The sequence below is a fragment of the Microbacterium capsulatum genome (assembly GCF_030865425.1).
GTDB classification, from domain to species: Bacteria; Actinomycetota; Actinomycetes; order Actinomycetales; family Microbacteriaceae; genus Microbacterium; species Microbacterium capsulatum.
Genome location: NZ_JAVFCB010000009.1, coordinates 58,899 through 76,335, shown reverse-complemented (window position 1 = coordinate 76,335; position 17,437 = coordinate 58,899). Strand labels below are relative to the sequence as shown.

Annotated in this window: 14 protein-coding genes; all 14 read left to right on the top strand. The window is 70.7% G+C overall.

The annotated features are described in order from the left end of the window. The first annotated feature begins 6 nt into the window (after nucleotides 1-6). The 14 genes from RBR11_RS14970 to RBR11_RS14905 all read left to right on the top strand — a co-directional run bounded on the left by RBR11_RS14970 (nucleotide 7) and on the right by RBR11_RS14905 (nucleotide 17,336). Nucleotides 7-1,677, top strand: a complete 1,671-nt coding sequence (locus RBR11_RS14970; protein ID WP_308490172.1) for an amidohydrolase — start codon at nucleotides 7-9, stop codon at nucleotides 1,675-1,677. Next, nucleotides 1,674-2,684 carry an ABC transporter permease gene (locus tag RBR11_RS14965; protein ID WP_308490171.1) on the top strand — a complete coding sequence of 337 codons (1,011 nt, stop codon included), beginning with the start codon at nucleotides 1,674-1,676 and terminating at the stop codon, nucleotides 2,682-2,684. The genes RBR11_RS14970 and RBR11_RS14965 overlap by 4 nt, the downstream gene beginning before the upstream one ends. Next, nucleotides 2,681-3,550, top strand: coding sequence for an ABC transporter permease (locus RBR11_RS14960; protein ID WP_308490170.1), 870 nt, complete (start codon nucleotides 2,681-2,683; stop codon nucleotides 3,548-3,550). Before RBR11_RS14965 ends, RBR11_RS14960 begins: the two co-directional genes overlap by 4 nt. Further along, nucleotides 3,547-4,584, top strand: a complete 1,038-nt coding sequence (locus RBR11_RS14955; RefSeq protein WP_308490169.1) for an ABC transporter ATP-binding protein — start codon at nucleotides 3,547-3,549, stop codon at nucleotides 4,582-4,584. Before RBR11_RS14960 ends, RBR11_RS14955 begins: the two co-directional genes overlap by 4 nt. Continuing rightward, nucleotides 4,581-5,381 (top strand): ABC transporter ATP-binding protein, encoded by an 801-nt coding sequence (locus tag RBR11_RS14950; protein ID WP_308490168.1) that lies wholly within the window; start codon nucleotides 4,581-4,583, stop codon nucleotides 5,379-5,381. The genes RBR11_RS14955 and RBR11_RS14950 overlap by 4 nt, the downstream gene beginning before the upstream one ends. 53 nt (nucleotides 5,382-5,434) lie before the next feature. Then, nucleotides 5,435-7,084, top strand: coding sequence for an ABC transporter substrate-binding protein (locus RBR11_RS14945; protein ID WP_308490167.1), 1,650 nt, complete (start codon nucleotides 5,435-5,437; stop codon nucleotides 7,082-7,084). Nucleotides 7,085-7,349: 265 nt separating this feature from the next. Continuing rightward, on the top strand, nucleotides 7,350-9,269 hold the full coding sequence (locus RBR11_RS14940) for a S53 family peptidase (RefSeq protein ID WP_308490166.1): 1,920 nt from the start codon (nucleotides 7,350-7,352) through the stop codon (nucleotides 9,267-9,269). A 400-nt stretch (nucleotides 9,270-9,669) separates the two neighbouring features. Then, on the top strand, nucleotides 9,670-10,695 hold the full coding sequence (locus RBR11_RS14935) for a YncE family protein (RefSeq protein WP_308490165.1): 1,026 nt from the start codon (nucleotides 9,670-9,672) through the stop codon (nucleotides 10,693-10,695). A gap of 164 nt (nucleotides 10,696-10,859) precedes the next feature. Then, entirely contained in the window at nucleotides 10,860-12,422 is a 1,563-nt protein-coding gene (locus tag RBR11_RS14930; protein WP_308490164.1) for an ABC transporter substrate-binding protein, read from the top strand. A gap of 65 nt (nucleotides 12,423-12,487) precedes the next feature. Then, entirely contained in the window at nucleotides 12,488-13,405 is a 918-nt protein-coding gene (locus RBR11_RS14925) for an ABC transporter permease (RefSeq protein ID WP_308490163.1), read from the top strand. Then, nucleotides 13,402-14,289 carry an ABC transporter permease gene (locus tag RBR11_RS14920; protein WP_308490162.1) on the top strand — a complete coding sequence of 296 codons (888 nt, stop codon included), beginning with the start codon at nucleotides 13,402-13,404 and terminating at the stop codon, nucleotides 14,287-14,289. Before RBR11_RS14925 ends, RBR11_RS14920 begins: the two co-directional genes overlap by 4 nt. Before the next feature lies 1 nt (nucleotide 14,290). Beyond that, the gene (locus tag RBR11_RS14915; protein ID WP_308490161.1) at nucleotides 14,291-15,331 is read left to right on the top strand and encodes an ABC transporter ATP-binding protein; all 1,041 of its coding nucleotides are present in this window, start codon (nucleotides 14,291-14,293) and stop codon (nucleotides 15,329-15,331) included. Beyond that, a complete protein-coding gene (locus RBR11_RS14910) occupies nucleotides 15,328-16,125 on the top strand; it encodes an ATP-binding cassette domain-containing protein (protein ID WP_308490160.1) in 798 nt (265 codons plus the stop codon). The genes RBR11_RS14915 and RBR11_RS14910 overlap by 4 nt, the downstream gene beginning before the upstream one ends. A gap of 11 nt (nucleotides 16,126-16,136) precedes the next feature. After that, nucleotides 16,137-17,336, top strand: coding sequence for a metal-dependent hydrolase family protein (locus RBR11_RS14905; RefSeq protein WP_308490159.1), 1,200 nt, complete (start codon nucleotides 16,137-16,139; stop codon nucleotides 17,334-17,336). Nucleotides 17,337-17,437: the final 101 nt, after the last annotated feature.

Below are 17,437 nucleotides of genomic sequence, written 5' to 3'. Positions count from 1 at the left end.
ACGACGATGTCCACCGATCTGTACCGCAACGCGCGGATCTTCACCGCCGACCGGCGCCCCTGGGCCGAGGCCCTGGTCGTCGAGGGCGACCGGATCGCCTACGTCGGCGACGATGCCACCGCCGAGCGGGTGGCCGGATCCGACGCCCGGATCCACGACCTGGACGGCGCGACCGTGCTCCCCGGCTTCGTCGACGGGCACGCGCACATCGTCGGCACGGGCGAGGCCGCCGAGCAGGTCGACCTGTGGGGTGCGGGCTCGCTCGAGGAGATCCAGAGGCGCATCGCCGCCTGGGCCGAGGAGCACCCCGACGCCCCGCGGATCCACGCGACCGGGTGGAAGCACGGCGACCTCCCCGGCGGCACCGCGCACCGCGCGATGCTCGACGCGGTCGTGGCGGAGCGCCCCGTCTACGCGCAGACCTACGACTTCCACTCCATCTGGCTGAACACCGCCGCGCTCGCCGAGGTCGGCATCGATGACGCCACCGCATCGCCGCCCGGTGGCACCGTGCACCGCGACGCGGACCGCCACGCCACCGGTTATGTCGACGAGACCGCGATGCACCGTCTGGTCTGGCCCGTGCTGGACGGGTTCACCACCGCGGCGGACCGCGACGCCGCCCTCCGCGCCGTGCTCGCGGGCTACGCCGAGACCGGCGTCACCGGCAGCACCGACATGGCCCTCGGGCCGGACGACTACGAGACCATGCGCCGCGCCGACGCCGCGGGAACGCTGACCACCCGCATCGCCGGGTTCTGGCGCGTGACGCCGACCGGCGACGAGGCCGAGAACCTCGCCCAGGTCGCCCACGCCGCCGCGCTCGCGGCCGCGCAGGCGACGCCGTTCCTGCGCGTCACCGGGATCAAGGTCATCGTCGACGGCACCGTCGACGGCTGCACCGCGACGCTCGGCCGGCCCTACGCCGACGGCTCGAACGCCGACCCGGTCTGGAGCCTCGCCGAGCTCGCCCCCGTGGTCGCGGCCGCCGATGCCGCCGGCCTGCAGGTCGCGATGCACGCGATCGGCGACGAGGCCGTGCGGATCGCGATCGGCGCGGTCGAGCACGCCGTGGCGGTCAACGGACCGCGCGAGCGCCGCCACAGGATCGAGCACCTCGAGGTCGTCGAGACCGCGGACATCGAGCGCCTCGCCGCGCTCGGGATCGTCGCGAGCATGCAGCCCGTGCACGCGGACCCCGCGCACCTGGAGAACTGGCGCCGGATGCTCGGCGACGCGCGTGCCGACCGCGGCTTCCCATGGCCCGAGATGACCGAGGCCGGCGCGCGGCTGGTGTTCGGCACGGACTCGCCGACATCGCCGCACGCCCCGCTGCCCAACATGTTCATCGCCGCGACCCGGCGCTCGGCGTTCGATCCGTCGCTGCCGGCGAACGTCGCGCGGTACGCGCTGCCGCTCGCGGACGCGATCCGGCATGCCACCCGCGACGCCGCCTGGGCGAGCCGCTCCGAGCAGTCGCACGGCCGCCTCGCGATCGGCCTGCACGCCGACTTCATCGTGCTCGACCGCGACGTCTTCACGCGCCCGGTGGACGAGCTGCTCGAGGCGCGCGTCGTGCGCACGGTCGTCGGCGGCCGCACGGTGCACCGCGCCGCGGCTGCCGCTGCACCCAACGCCGCACCCGGGGGAGCCCTCCTCGCGGAGGTGGCGTCGTGAGCGAGACCACCGTCGTCGCGGCCCAGCAGGTCGCCACCCGCCGCGGGCCCGGATGGGGTGTCTTCCGCTTCGTCGCCGGGCGGATCCTGGGCCTGCTCGCCACCCTGTTCGTCGCGAGCCTCGTCGTGTTCGGCGCCCTCTACGCCGCCCCGGGCGACCCGATCACGTTCCTCACGCACGGCCGCACCATGAGCGCCGACGCGATCGCGGCGCTGCGTCTGGAGTACCACCTCGACGACCCCGTCTGGCTGCAGTATCTGCGCTGGCTCGCCGGCGTGCTGCACGGCGACTTCGGCAGGTCGATCATCTACAACCAGCCCGTGTCGACCCTGATCGGAGCCCGCGCCCCGGCCACCGCGCTGCTCGTGGTGATGGCCGCCGTGATCGTGCTCGTCGTGGGCCTTCTGCTCGGCGCGTTCGCCGGGCTCAAGCCGGGCTGGCTGTCGCGCTCCACGATGGTCGCGGCGACCGCCGCCATGGCCGTGCCCACGTTCGTCGCCGCGGTGGTGTTCATCATCGTGTTCGCGGTGGACCTCGGCTGGTTCCCGGTGTTCGGGGCCGGCGATCCGGGTGGCGACGCGGTGTACCACTCGGTGCTCCCCGCGGTCTCGCTCGCCCTCGCCTCCGTCGCCTTCGTCGCCCGGATGACGCAGGCCGCGATTCGCTCCGAGCTCTCCAGCGACCACGTGCAGACGGCCATCAGCCGCGGGCTCCCGCGCCGGTTCGTCGTCGGTCGCCACGTCATCCGCAACGCCGCGATGCCCGTGCTCACCGCCGCCGGCCTCACGATCGCCGGCCTCATCGCGGGCAGCGTCGTCGTCGAGCAGGTCTTCCAGCTCGGCGGCCTCGGCCAGTTCCTCGTCAGCTCCGTGCAGCAGAAGGACTTCCCGGTCGTGCAGGCGATCTGCCTCGTCTACGTCGCGACCTTCATCGTGCTGAACACCCTCATCGACCTCGCCTACACGCTGCTCGATCCACGCGTGCCGCTGGGAAAGAAGGACTCATGACCGCCGTCACCGCCGCCGGCCGGCCGACCACGCGCCCCGCGCGCCGGATCCGCCGCCCCGGCTCGATCTCCGCCTCGGGCTGGGTGTCCGTCGGCGCGCTCGCCGCGATCGTGCTGATCGCGCTGCTCGCCCCAGTGATCTCCCCGCAGGATCCGAACGCCGTCGATCTGTCCGGCGCCTACCAGGGCTCCTCCGCGACGCACCTGCTCGGCACCGACGCGAGCGGGCGCGACCTGCTCTCCCGTCTGATCGCCGGATCCCAGACCGCGCTCATCGGGCCGTTCCTGGTCGTCGTGCTCTCCACGATCCTCGGCACCGCGCTCGCGCTCACCGCCGTCTGGTTCGGCGGCTGGTTCGACCAGGCCGTCGTCCGGGTCATCGACGCCGTGTTCGCGTTCCCCGGCCTGCTGCTCGCGATCCTCGCCACCGCGCTGTTCGGATCCGGCCTCACCGCCGCCGTCGTCGCACTGTCGATCGCGTACATCCCGTACATCGCCCGGATCGTGCGCAGCGCCGCCCTGCGGGAGCGCTCGCTGCCGTACATCGCCGCGCTGCGCGTGCAGGGCCTGTACGGCTGGTGGATCTCGCTGCGGCACATCCTGCCGAACGTATCGGGGCTCATCGTCGCCAACGCGACCCTCGCGTTCGGCTTCGCGCTCATGGACCTCGCCGGTCTCTCCTTCATCGGCCTCGGCGTGCAGCCGCCGACCGCCGACTGGGGCGCCATGGTCGGCACCGGCATGGCCGGCGTGCTGCAGGGACAGCCGCAGGAGGCGCTCTACGCGAGCGTGCTCATCGTCATCACCGTCGCCGCTGTGAACGTGCTGGGCGACCGTCTCACCGAGCGTTCGGAGGCCCGCGCATGACCGCGTCCACGCCGCTGCTGCGGGTCGAGGACCTCACCGTCGGCCTGCCCGTCGCCGGCGAGCTGCGCACGGTCCTCCGCGACGTCGCGTTCGAGATCGAGGAGGGGCGCACGCTCGGCCTCGTCGGCGAGTCCGGATCCGGCAAGTCGATGACGGTGCGTACGATCGCCCGGCTGCTGCCCGACGGCGCCGAGGTGTCCGGCCGGGTGGACTTCGACGGATCCGCCGTGTTCGACCTGCGCGCGGAGGCGCTGCGGGCCTACCGGGCCCGCGACGTGGCGATGATCTTCCAGGACGCCCGCGCCTACACGAACCCGGTCCGCCGGATCGGCGACTTCCTCACCGAGGCCATGCGCACGAACGAGCGCATGCCGAAGGCCGCGGCCGCCCAGCGCGCCGTCGAGCTGCTCGACGCGGTCGGGATCTCGGATCCGGAACGCCGCATGCGGCAGTACCCGCACGAGCTCAGCGGCGGGCTGCTCCAGCGGGTCATGATCGCGGCCGCCGTCGCGGCCCGCCCGCGGCTGATCCTCGCCGACGAGCCCACCACGGCCCTCGACGTGACCACGCAGGCCGAGGTGATGGCGATCCTGCGCCGGATGCAGCGCGAGCACGGCATGGCGATGCTCTTCATCACGCACGACCTCGAACTCGCCGGCGCCGTGTGCGACGAGACGATCGTGCTGTACGCCGGGCAGGTCATGGAGCGGCAGCGCTCGACTCAGCTGCACCGCGATCCGCTGCACCCGTACACCGCCGCCCTCCTGCAGGCCCGCCCGGAGATCGACCGCCGCGCCGTGCGGCTGCCCGCGATCCCCGGCCACCCCACCACGGCCTACGAGGCCCCGGACGGCTGCGCGTTCGCCCCGCGCTGCCGGTTCGCCCAGGACCGGTGCCGCGCCGGCGTGCCCGAGCTGCTGCAGATCGGCGAGGCCGGCCAGACGCGCTGCGTGCGCGCCGACGAGCTGCGCGGGACCCTGCTGCAGCCCGCGCCCGGGCCGGACGCCGCCATCGCCGAGGAGGTCGCCCGATGAACGAACCGCTGCTCGTCGTCGAGCATCTGTCCAAGACGTTCGGCCGGGGCCGGGCGCAGGCCGTGGCCGTGCAGGACGTGAGCTTCGCGTTGCACGCCGGCGGATCCCTCGGCATCGTGGGGGAATCGGGATCGGGCAAGACCACGACCGCCCGGATGATCATCGGCCTGGAGCGGCCGTCCGCGGGGCGGATCCTGTTCCGCGGCGAGGACCGCACCGTGCCCTCCCGCAGCGCCCGGCGGCTGCGCGAGCGCGGCAGGAGCATCCAGATCGTGTTCCAGGACCCGTACACCTCGCTCGACCGGCGCCAGCGCGTCGGGGACTGCCTCGCCGAGGTCGTGCGCGCGCACTTCCACCTCGGCCGCGATGAGACGGCCCGGCGCGTGCGCGAGCTCGCCGACCTCGTCGGGCTCGACGAGCGCCAGCTGAACGCGCTGCCCCGGTCCCTCTCCGGCGGCCAGCGGCAGCGCGTCGCGATCGCCCGCGCCCTCGCCGCCGAGCCCGAGATCCTCATCCTCGACGAGGCCGTCTCGGCGCTGGACGTGTCGATCCAGGCGCAGATCCTCAATCTCCTGTCGGACATCCGCGAGAGCCGCGGCGTGAGCTACGTGTTCATCAGCCACGACCTCGCGGTGATCCGGCAGATCACCGACGACACGATCGTCATGCGCCACGGCGCCGTCGTCGAGCACGGACCCACCCCCGACGTCCTCGACGATCCTCAGCACCCCTACACCCGGCTGCTGCGCGACTCCGTGCCGCGCGAAGGCTGGGAACCCGCCTCCAGCACCCGATGACCACCGCTCGACCCGATAACCACTGCTCGACGATGAACAGGAGCACCACCCCCATGCACATCACACGCACGCGCGCCCGGCTGACGGTCGTCGCGACCGCCACCGCGCTCGCCCTCACCCTGGCAGGCTGCTCCGGCGGCGCGCACACCGGCCCGGCCGCCTCCCCCGGATCGCAGCTGACCACCCTCACCCCGAAGGGCACCGCCGAGGTCGACAAGATCTCGTGGAACGTCTTCCAGGGCGAGCCGCAGACCATCGACCCGTACCACGGCGCCGACTACACGCCGAACATGATCAACTCGAACATGTGCGAGAACCTGCTCGCGCAGACCCCCGACTTCCAGATCAAGCCGAACCTGGCGAAGGCGTTCTCGAACCCGGATCCGCTCACCTGGGTCTACGACCTGCGCGACGACGTGAAGTTCTGGGACGGCTCGCCGATGACCGCCGACGACGTGGTGTGGAGCCTGCAGCACTCGATGACCGACAAGACGGCCTTCTACGGCTACCTGTTCGGCAGCGTCGACACGATCTCGAAGACCGGCGACCACCAGGTGACGGTCAAGCTGAAGACGCCCGACTACCTCTTCAACGAAGAGCTCGCCAGCTACGCCGGCGTCGTCGTGCAGCAGAAGTTCTACGAGACGAACGGCGACAAGGTCGGCACCCCGGCCGTCGGCCTCATGTGCACCGGGCCGTACAAGTTCGTGAAGTGGACCCAGGGGCAGTCGGTGAGCGTCACCCGCAACGACGCCTACTGGAACAAGGACCTGCCGCTCAAGGTGAAGAACATCGACTTCACGTTCCTCACCGACGACTCGGCGATCACCTCGGGCCTGCTGTCCGGGCAGATCGACGGCACCTACAACCCGCCGACGGCCGGGCTCCCGCAGCTCAAGGCCTCCCCGGCCGGCAAGGTGTTCAACGGCCCGGCTCCGCTCGAGGTCACGCTCGTCGTCGCGAACACCACGGGCGCGATGGGCAACGCCGACGTGCGCAAGGCGCTGCAGATGGCGATCGACTGGAAGGGCATCGGCACGACGGTCTACGGCGGCCAGGGCACGCCCAGCGCGCTGCAGACGGTCCGCGCGGTCTACGGCTTCGCCAAGGACGAGCTGAACGCCTACGCCGACACCGTCAAGACCGACGGCACCGCCCAGATCGACGCGGCCAAGAAGCTCCTCGCGGGCGTGCCCGCCGACGTCAAGTCCAAGGAGATCAGCCTCGTCGTGCCGCAGCAGGCAGAGACGCAGCAGCTGGGTCTGGCGATCAAGGCGGCCGCGGACAAGATCGGGCTGACCTTCAAGCTCAACGTCGTCCCGGCGACCGGGTACTCGAACTACCTCTACGACCCCGCGACGCGCGGAAACACCGACCTGCTGTACACGCAGTTCTGGCCGAACATCCCGAACCCGCTGGACTGGCTCGGCCTGACCGCGGTCACCGGGGCGTCGTTCAACCAGTCCAAGTACGCCGGGATCGACGACCTGTACGGCACGGCGATCGCCGAGAAGGACGACAAGGCGCGCGCCAAGATCGTGGTCGACATCGAGAAGAAGCTGCACGACGAGATGACCCCGATGTTCCCGGGCATCGACCTCACCAACGACGTGTGGCTCGGCAAGCGGATCACGGGTGCTCCCGCCGCGTTCGACTACACGTTCTACCCGTGGGCGGCCTACCTCGGGGGTACCGGGAAGTAGCCGGTCGCTCTCCTCACGGAACGGCGGTGCGCCGCGCGGGATCCTCTTCCCGCGCGGCGCACCGTCGTTCGCGAGGGCGGCACCGGGGCTGTCCGTCCGGCGGAACCCCGACGGAAATGCGCCGGCTGGGAGAATCCGATGGGCCTGCTGTGAGCCGGGGCGAGGCGCGCCGATACCTCTCGCGCCGCCGGTTGCGGAGGATTAGCGTTTCCATCGGTCACCGGCGACCGCCGAGGGCCGTCAACCGAATGTCTGGAGATCCCGGATGCGCAAAAGAGTCCTCGGCGTTTCGCTCGCCGTCGTCGCCACCGTCGTCGCAGCCCTCGGAGGGACCGGCGCGGCCTACGCCGCCCCGCCGCCCGACTCCCCGATCCCGAACTCCACACCCGGTTGGCTCAGCCACGGCAGCAAGGTGGGCCCCGCCAGCGGCGCGGTGAGCGCGCGCGTGTACCTCGCCCCGCAGGGCGGGATGGACGCCCTCTCCGCCCTCGCCACGGCGGTGTCGACGCCCGGATCCGCGCAATACCGTCAGTTCCTCTCGGCGGACCAGTACCACGCGAAGTTCGACGCCACCCAGTCCACGGTCGACGCGGTGACCGGCTGGCTGCAGGGCGCGGGCCTCAAGACCACGGTCGGCGCGAGCCACCGCTACATCGACGTGACCGGCGGCGTCGGCAACGCGAACAAGGCGTTCGGCGTCACGATCTCGACCTACACGCACGACGGGCTCACGGTGCAGGCGCCCGACGGCGCGGCGACGACGCCGGCCGCGCTCGCCGGGACGGTCATCGCCGTCGACGGCCTCGACACCACCCCGTCCTACGTCGACCCGAAGACCCAGAAGCCGGCCCCGCCGGACGCCGGGTTCCGCAACCCGCCGATCTGCGGCAAGACCTACGGTTCCGCGACGCCGCAGAACCTGCCGACGCCCGACGGCACCCTGCTCCCGAAGTTCGACGGCTCCAGCCTGCCGTACTCGCCGTGCGGGTACACCGGCCCGCAGCTGCGCAACGCCTACGAGGCGGGCCTGACCGGCGGCTTCGACGGCAAGGGCGTCACGGTCGCGATCACCGACGCGTACGTCTCGCCGACCCTCGAGGCCGACGCCAACAGGTACGCGTCCGACAACGGAGACCAGCCGTTCGCGCCGGGGCAGTTCTCGGAGAACCTGCCCAACGCCTTCACGAACGTGAACAGCACCAAGTCGGGTCACCAGTGCAGCATGCCCGGCTGGTACGGCGAGCAGACCCTCGACGTCGAGGCCGTGCACGCGATGGCCCCCGCCGCGAACATCCGCTATTACGGGGCGAAGAGCTGCCTGGACGCGGACCTGCTCGACACGTTCACGCAGATCAACGACGAGAACGTCGCGAGCATCGTCACCAACTCCTGGGGCGGGGTCGGCGACGTCGTGAAGCCGGCGTTGTTCCTCGCCTATGAGACGGCGTTCCTGCAGGGCGCCACCCAGGGCATCAGCTACGTCTTCTCCAGCGGCGACGCGGGAGACGAGGCGGCCGCGGTCGGCTCCCCGCAGACGGACTACCCCGCGTCCGACCCGTTCGTCACGGCTGTCGGCGGCACCTCCACCGCGATCACGGATGCCGGCGTCACCGGCGAGACCGGGTGGCAGACCTCGAAGTACGTGCTGAAGGGCGGCGCCTGGACTCTGAGCACCTCGTTCCTCTATGGCGGCGGCGGCGGATACTCGTCGAACATCCCGGAGCCGGCGTACCAGACGGCGGCCGGGATCAGCAGCCCGAACGGCGGGCGCGCGGTGCCGGACGTCTCGATGGACGGCGACCCGACCACGGGCATGCTGGTCGGCCAGACGCAGACCTTCACGGGCAAGGCCGCGTACGACACCTACCGGATCGGCGGCACGAGCCTCGCCTCGCCGCTGTTCGCGGGCATCACCGCGCTGAAGATCCAGGCGAACGGCGGCACCGGCCTCGGGCTGCTGAACCCGGTGATCTACAGCACGCACGGCAAGGGCATGCACGACGTGACCGGCGCGGACATCGACAAGGGTGCGATCCGCGTCGACTACGTCAACGGCGTCGACGCCACGGGCGGCTACACCTACTCGGTGCGCACGTTCAACGGCGCGACGACGACGCTGACCGTCGGCGCCGGGTGGGACACCGAGACCGGCTGGGGCAGCCCCCGCGCCGGCTGGGTGCAGTAGCCACTCGCCCGATCGACCGGAGGGTGCCCGCTCGACCCCGAGCGGGCACCCTCTTCATCTACCCCCCTGGCCGCGAGACCGAACCTGCGTCGCGAGACCCCGTGTGAATCCCTCGGTCTCGCAACCCAGGTTCGGTTTCGCGGCCAGATCGCGGATCCGGGCGGGCGGGCGGGTGCGGTGGGGACGGGGCGGGTGGGCGGGTGCGGTGGGGACGGGGTGGGCGTCGTTGTATACCGGCGCGAAATTGGCATACCATTTTGGAAACCACTCGAACCGACGGGCAGAAGTCCGTCGCCGACGGCATGCGGCGCTGCATCTTCCGTTCCGGGATCCTCCCGTCGCTCCGCAGCTCGCCGGAGCCGAGTCGATCCGGGGGGACCCCCCGAGGAAGCGAGTACACATGGTGACCAGCACCACCCGACCCGGCCACGGCACGGTCTTCGTCGTCACGGAGAGCCACGGCGACAAGATCGCGTTCGTCGATCTGACCAGCCCCGACGCCCCGGTGCAGTCCGAGACCGTCGTCGGCGCGGCCCCCTGGGCCGTCGCGGTGCACGACGCGTCCCGCCGCGCCTACGTCAGCACGGCCGTGGGCCTCGCGGTCGTCGACCTCGACTCGCGCGAGCGCCTCGCGCTCGTCCCGTTCCAGGCGCAGCCCTCCGTGATCGAGTACGGCGAGGAGCGCCCCGGCGGCACGGGCGTCGTCGTCACCCCGGACGGATCCGCCGTCTACGTCGCGATCACCCGCACCGGCCTGAACTCGACCGTGGAGCGCTTCGACACCGCGACCGGCGCGTTCACCGACTCATTCGAGGTGGGCCTGCGCCCGTTCGACGTGCAGATCTCGCCGTCCGGCCACGAGGTCTACACGATCGACCACGACTCGTTCACCCTGAACACGATCACCGTCCCGGAGCACGTCGTGACGAGCACCGAGATCGCGCCGTTCGGCACCGAGGGCGGCCTGATGTCGCACTACAAGCCGCACTACGCCGCGGTCGCCGAGGACGGCACGCTCTACCTGCCCTACCAGGGCCAGGGCCTCGTCGTGTACTCGCCGGAGACCCGCACCTACGAGACGCAGCCGATGACCGGCGACTCGCACCAGCACGGCGTGGGCCTCACCACGGACGGCCGCCTGATGGTGGTCGGCGTCGGCCCGATCGGCGGCGCGACCAAGGGCCCGAGCCTGACGATCCGCGACATCGCCTCGGGCGAGGAGACCCTGCTGCCGCTCGAGAAGGGGCACGAGAACGTCATCGAGTGGCTGGACGCCCCGGACGGCCGGCGCAAGGCGATCCTCACCGGCGGATCCACCAGCCGCGGCCCGTGGAACGGCCTCGCGATCGTCGACCTGGACTCGCTCGAACTCGACGAGATCGCCGTTCCGGACATGCCGCAGATGGGCGTCCTGATCGCCTCCTGAGAGGCTCCGATGCCGAGGGGCGAATCCCTTGACATCGAGAAATTTGTATACCATTATCGGGTAGCAGAGGTAATGTATTACACACTACTTCTGCTACCCGATCAGTTTCCCGCACGCGCCAAGGCCCCCACCAAAGCTCAGTGACGGACGAAAGGAAACCAGGAATGTCAACGAAGACACAGCATCGTGGACGCCTTGCGGCGCTCGGCGTCGCGCTCACCGTCAGCTCCGTCCTGCTGGCCGGCTGCATGGGCAACGCCACCCCGTCGAGCACGAGCGGCAGCGGCGGAGGCGGATCCGTCAGCAACGGCACCGCGACCCTCGCCATGCCGACCGAGCCGGCCAACATCGATCCGATCATGATGCGGTCGATCTCGGCGTGGAACATGTACTACGCCGTGTTCGACGGCCTCACCCGCATCGACTCCAAGGGCAAGATCCAGCCCGGCCTCGCGACCGAGTGGAAGTCGAACGCCACCCAGGACGTGTGGACCTTCACGATCCGCAAGGGCGTGAAGTTCCAGGACGGATCCGACATGAAGGCGTCGGACATCGTCTACACGTACAACAAGATCCTCGCGAGCGCGAAGTCGACCAACCGCGTGGCCATCGCCATGGTCGACAAGGTCGAGGCGACGGACGCCAACACCGTCGTGTTCACCCTGAAGAACCCGTTCAGCGCCTGGCTCAACCAGGTCGCCACGATCGGCATCGTCCCGGAGAAGGTGTACGAGGCCGAGGGTCCGGACAAGTTCCCGACCGCGCCGGTCGGCACCGGCCCGTACAAGTTCGTCGCCTGGGACCACGGCGTGGACTACAAGGTCACCCGCAACGACTCCTACTGGGGCACCAAGGCCAAGATCAAGGACATCACGTTCTCGTTCGTCGGCGCGCCGGACGCCCGCGTCACGGGCGTCGAGTCGGGCACGCTCGACACCGCGATCATCCCGGCCAGCCAGGTGCCCGTGTTCAAGGGCGCCGCGAACGCCAAGGTCGTCGAGGCCGCATCCAACCAGGTCGCGTTCATCGGCGTGAACACCACCGCCGGCGCGCTGTCCAACCTCAAGCTGCGCCAGGCCCTCCCGCTCGCGATCGACCGCAACTCCATCGTCAAGAACCTGCTCAACGGCTACGCCACCCCCACCGGCGAGATCGTGGCCAAGGGCGTCGCCGGCTACGTCGACGGCTTCCCGGTGCCGAAGTACGACCTCTCCGCCGCGAAGAAGCTCGTCGCCGACTCCGGCTACAACGGCGAGCAGATCACGCTGCAGTACGCGAGCACCGGCGGATCCCCGACCGACCCCGAGGTCGCGCAGGCGATCGCGGCGGACCTCGGCAAGGCCGGCTTGAACATCAAGCTGGTCGGATCCGAGCAGTCCAGCCTCAGCCTGAGCCTGGCCAACCACCAGATCACGGGCCTCTACCTGAACGCCTGGGCGCCCTCGAGCATGGACGGCGACGTCGTCGTCAGCCAGCTCCTCGCCGGCGGTCCGGAGGACTACGCGCGCAGCCCCGAGATGGCGAAGGCCTATCTCGACCAGCAGGCGGCCAAGGCCGACAAGCGCACCGACGTGTTCAAGGGGATCTGGCAGTGGAACGCGACCAACGTGTCGAACGTCCCCCTCTGGCAGAACACCAACACGTACGCTTCGGTGAACACGATCGACTGGTCTCCGGCGGTCGACGGCATCTACCGAGCCGCCGAGGTCGGCCGCTCGGGCAAGTGACGTCGGTGCGGGGGCCTGCTCCCTCCCTCGGGTCCCCGCACTGATCTCATCCCCCTGGAGATCCCATGTCTTACGTCATCCGCCGCATCCTGCAGGCGGTCGTCACACTGTTCGTCGCCGTGACGATCGCCTTCGTGCTGGGACGCGCCTCCGGCAAGCCGGCCGCGCTGATCCTCACCGAGGGCGCGACCGCGCAGCAGATCGACGCCCTGAACGGCAAGCTCGGGTTCAACGACCCGCTCGGCGTGCAGTACGTCCGCTACCTGGCCGGGCTCCTGCACGGCGACTTCGGCGTCTCGTACCGCAATCCCAGCCAGACGGCGATCGGGATCATCCTCGAGCGCCTGCCCGCCACGACCACGCTCGCGCTGACCTCGTTCACGATCGGTCTCGTGCTCGCGGTCGTCGCCGCCGTGCTCATCCACATCACCGGAAGCCACACGCTGCGGGCGATGTTCGTGTGGGGCGGCGCGCTGCGCTCGTCCGTGCCGGACTTCTTCTTCGGCGTGCTGCTGGTGCTGATCTTCGCGGTCGCCCTCGGCTGGCTGCCGAGCCTCGGCTACACCGGCCTGCCCTCGTTCGTCCTCCCGGTGGCGACGATCGCGACGGCCCAGTTCGTGCTGTACGTGCGCCTGCTGGACTCGGCTCTCAGCGAGCAGACCACCGCCGAGTACGTGCGCACCGCCTACGCGCGCGGCAAGAGCCACGCGGCCGTGGTCGCGACGGAGATGCTGCCGAACGCGTTCCTGCCGATCCTCACCGTCGCCGGCCTCAACCTCGCGAGCCTCCTCGGCGGCACGATCATCGTCGAGCAGGTGTTCGCCTGGCCCGGCATGGGCGTCGCGCTGATCAGCGCGGTCAGCCAGCGCGACTTCGCGGTCGTGCAGGCGGGCCTGCTCGTCGTGGTGCTCCTCTTCGTGGTCGTCAACGTCGTGGTCGACCTCCTCTACTCGCTCATCGATCCGAGAGTGAAACTCGCATGACCGACACAGTGGCAATGGCCCAGGTGGGCGCCCCGGTGCGCCGCCGTCCGCGGCTCAGCCGCCGGCAGGGGCGCTGGCTCTCGACCCTCGGCGGCGCCATCGTGCTGCTCGTGATCCTCGCCATCATCGGCGCGCACTTCTGGCCGGGCTTCGACCCCCTCAGCCAGGACCTCGCACACGCCCGCCTCGGGCCGTTCATCGACCCGAAGCACCCGCTCGGCACCGACGTCGTGGGCCGCGACCTGCTCAGCCGGGTCGCCGCGGGCGGCCAGACCACGCTGCTCATCACCGCCGCGATCGTGTTCGTGAACTTCTTCGTCGGCACGGTGCTGGGCCTGCTCGCCGGGTTCTTCGGCGGCTGGGCGGACAACGTGATCGCCCTCGTCACCGACGTCAGCCTGGCGCTGCCGGCCGTGCTGCTGCTGATCGCGCTGTCGGCGATCTTCGGACCGAGCGCGCTGCTGATGATCCTCGTGCTCGGACTCACGCACTGGATGAGCTTCGCCCGCCTGGCCCGCGCGACCGCGCTCTCGCTGCGGGGCCGCGACTTCGTGATGGCCCCGCGGATGCTCGGCGCCTCGTCGCTGCGGATCATCCGCACGCACATCCTGCCGCACGTGCTCCCGCAGATGTTCATCGTCGCGGTGACCAGCATCGCCACCGTGATCCTGCTGCAGGCCGGCCTCGACTACCTCGGCCTCGGCATCCAGCCGCCCGAGCCGACCTGGGGCGGGCTCGTGCTCGAGGGGCAGAAGTACATGCGCCTCTCGCCGTGGCAGGTGATCCTGCCGGGTCTCGCGATCTTCCTCGTCGTCGGCGGCACGACTTTCTTCAGCCAGCGGTTCACGGCGGAGAGCACCCAGCCCCTCCGGAAGGTGCGGTGACATGCCTGCAGAGATGATCGAGACGCCCCCGCTCCTGGAGGTCCAGGGGCTCGTCGTCACCACCACCGGCCCGGACGGGCACACGGTCCGCCTCATCGACGACGTGTCGTTCACCGTGAACGACGGCGAGGTCGTCGGCATCGTCGGGGAGTCCGGATCCGGCAAGAGCCTCACCATGCTCGCCGTGATGGGCCTGCTGCCGTACGGCCTCGAGGTCGCCGAGGGATCCATCAGGTGGCGCGGCAAGGACATCGTCGGCCTGCGCGAGCGGGAGATGCGCGAGATCCGCGGCCGCGACATGGGCATGATCTTCCAGGATCCGATGACCGCGCTCAACCCGCTGCGCCGGATCGGATCGCAGCTCGCCGAGGCGATTCGGCTGCACCAGAAGGTGTCGCACGCCGAGGCCAAGGAACGCGTGCACGACCTCCTCGGCCGGGTCGGCGTGAAGGAGGCCGCGAAGCGCGCCCACGCCTACCCGCACGAGTGGTCGGGCGGCATGCGCCAGCGCGCCGTGATCGCGATGGCGATGGCGAACGACCCCGCGCTGCTCATCGCCGACGAGCCGACGACCGCGCTCGACGTGACCGTGCAGGCGCAGGTCATGAAGACGCTGGAGAAGGCGCGCGCCGAGCTGTCGTCCGCGCTCATCCTCATCACGCACGACCTCGGCCTCGCCGCGCAGAACGCGTCGCGCATGCTCATCATGTACTCCGGCCGGATCGTGGAGTCGGGTACGACGCGCGACATCTTCCTGTCGCCGACCCACCCCTACACGCAGGGCCTGCTGAAGAGCCAGCTCACCGAACGGGACGAGCGCGCCTATGCGATCCCGGGCAACCCGCCCTCCCCGCGGTCCCGGCCCTCGGGCTGCGCGTTCGCGCCGCGCTGCGAGCTGTCCCGCGGACGCTCGATCTGCGTCGACGTGCGCCCGACGCTCGAACTGCGGCCCAACGGCTCGCGCTCCGCGTGCCACTTCGCCGACGAGGTGGGCAAGGCCGCACCCGTCGAGCCCGTCGAGTCCGTCGGATCGGAGGCATGATGTCGGACGTTCTCAACGCCGAACCGCTGATCGAGGTCACCGACCTGCACGTCACCTACGGTCGTCGCGGCGCCATCCGCCGCGGCCGCGGAGTGCAGGCCGTGAAGGGCGTGAGCCTCACGCTCACCGCGGGCCGCACGCTCGGTCTCGTGGGCGAGTCCGGCTGCGGCAAGTCGACCCTGATCCGGTCGCTGTTCGGGCTCAGCCCGGTCGCATCGGGCACGATCCGCGCCTTCGGACAGGACATCACCCGGATCCCGCCGCGGCAGCGCCGTCAGTTCGGCGGTCGGATGCAGATGGTGTTCCAGGACCCGTACTCGGCCCTCGACCCGCGGATGACCGTGCACGAGATCGTCGCCGAGCCCTTGCGGATCACCGGCACCTACGACCGCAAGGCGATCGACGAGCTGCTCGACCGGGTCGGCGTGAGCGCCGAGATGGCGGCACGGCGGCCGGGGGAGTTCTCCGGCGGTCAGCGGCAGCGCGTCGGCATCGCCCGGGCGCTCGCCCTGAACCCGAAGGTGCTCGTGCTCGACGAGCCGGTGTCGGCGCTCGACGTGTCGATCCAGGCGCAGATCCTGAACCTGCTCGACGACCTGCAGAAGGACCTCGACCTGTCCTATCTGTTCGTCTCGCACGACCTCTCCGTCGTGCGGCACGTCGCCGACGACGTGGTCGTCATGCAGGCCGGGCAGTTCGTCGAGGAGGGTCCGATCGAGCGGGTCTTCGACAGCCCCGAGCACCCGTACACGCGGACGCTGCTCGACTCGATCCCGCACGTCGACTTCGTCTGAGAGGATCCGCGATGCCGCTGAGGAACGATCCCGGATCCGCTCCCGCCCCCTCGACGGTGGTCCTGCGCGACGCGGCGATCCTCGACGTCGAGACCGGCGAGGTGTCGTCGCCTCGCACGATCGTCGCGCAGGACGGCGAGATCGTCGAGATCTCGACGTCGACCCGCAGCGTGCCCGGCGCCGCCGAGTACTCGCTCGCCGGAACGACGGTGCTGCCCGGCCTGATCGACGCACACGCGCACGTCACGCAGGCCTCGGGCGATTTCACCGAGATCCTCTCCTGGACGCCCAGCTACCACGCCGCACGCACCGCCCGCGAGCTGCACCGCATGCTGCTGCGCGGCTTCACGACCGTGCGCGACATGGGCGGCGCCGACACGGGTCTGCGCCGTTCGATCGAGGAGCGGCTCATCACCGGGCCGCACCTCAAGGCCGGCGGCCCGATCTTCGCGCCCACCGGCGGGCATGCGCTGACCCGCGTCATCGACGGCGAGGCCGAGGTGCGCCGGGCGCTGCGTGCGGAGCTCCGCGACGGCGCGGACCACATCAAGCTGACGCTCTCCGGCGGCGTGATCTCGAAGATGCGGATCGACTCGCTCGGGTTCTCCGAGGCCGAGATCGTCGCCGCGGTCGATGAGGCGAACCTGGCGCACCGCTACGTCGGCGCGCACGTCTACTCGGCCGAGGCCGTGGCGCGGGCGCTGCGCCTGGGCGTGCGCACGATCGAGCACGGCAACTTCCTCGACGACGAGTGCGTGGCGCTCTTCCTCGAGCGCGGCGCGTTCTACGTGCCGACGTTCGCGACGTTCTGGGCCATCGTGGAGGGCCACACCGGCCGGCACCTCGACGCGGGCAAGCGCGCCGCGGTCGTCGACGTGTTCGAACGCGGCCTCGAGTCGCTCGCGCTCGCCGACCGCGCCGGGGTGAAGATCGGCTACGGCACGGATCTGCACGGCGAGGGACTCGCCTTCCAGCTGGAGGAGTTCGCGATCCGCGGCCGTGTGCAGGATCCGCTCTCCGTCATCCGCTCCGCCACCGTCGTCGGCGCCGAGATCATCGGCGAGACCGGCCGCGTCGGCGTCGTCCGCGAGGGCGCCCGCGCCGACCTCATCGCGGTGGACGGCGATCCGCTGGCGGACATCACGGTCCTGTCCTCCGGCACCGCGCTGCGCTTCATCCTGACGGACGGCGATCCGATCGTCCGTCCCTGACCGACCGGGTGTCCGCGAGACCGAACCTGCGCATCGAGACCGCGCGCGATTCCCTCGGTCTCGCGCGCCGGGTTCGGTCTCGGGGCCATCAGGGGGCTGTC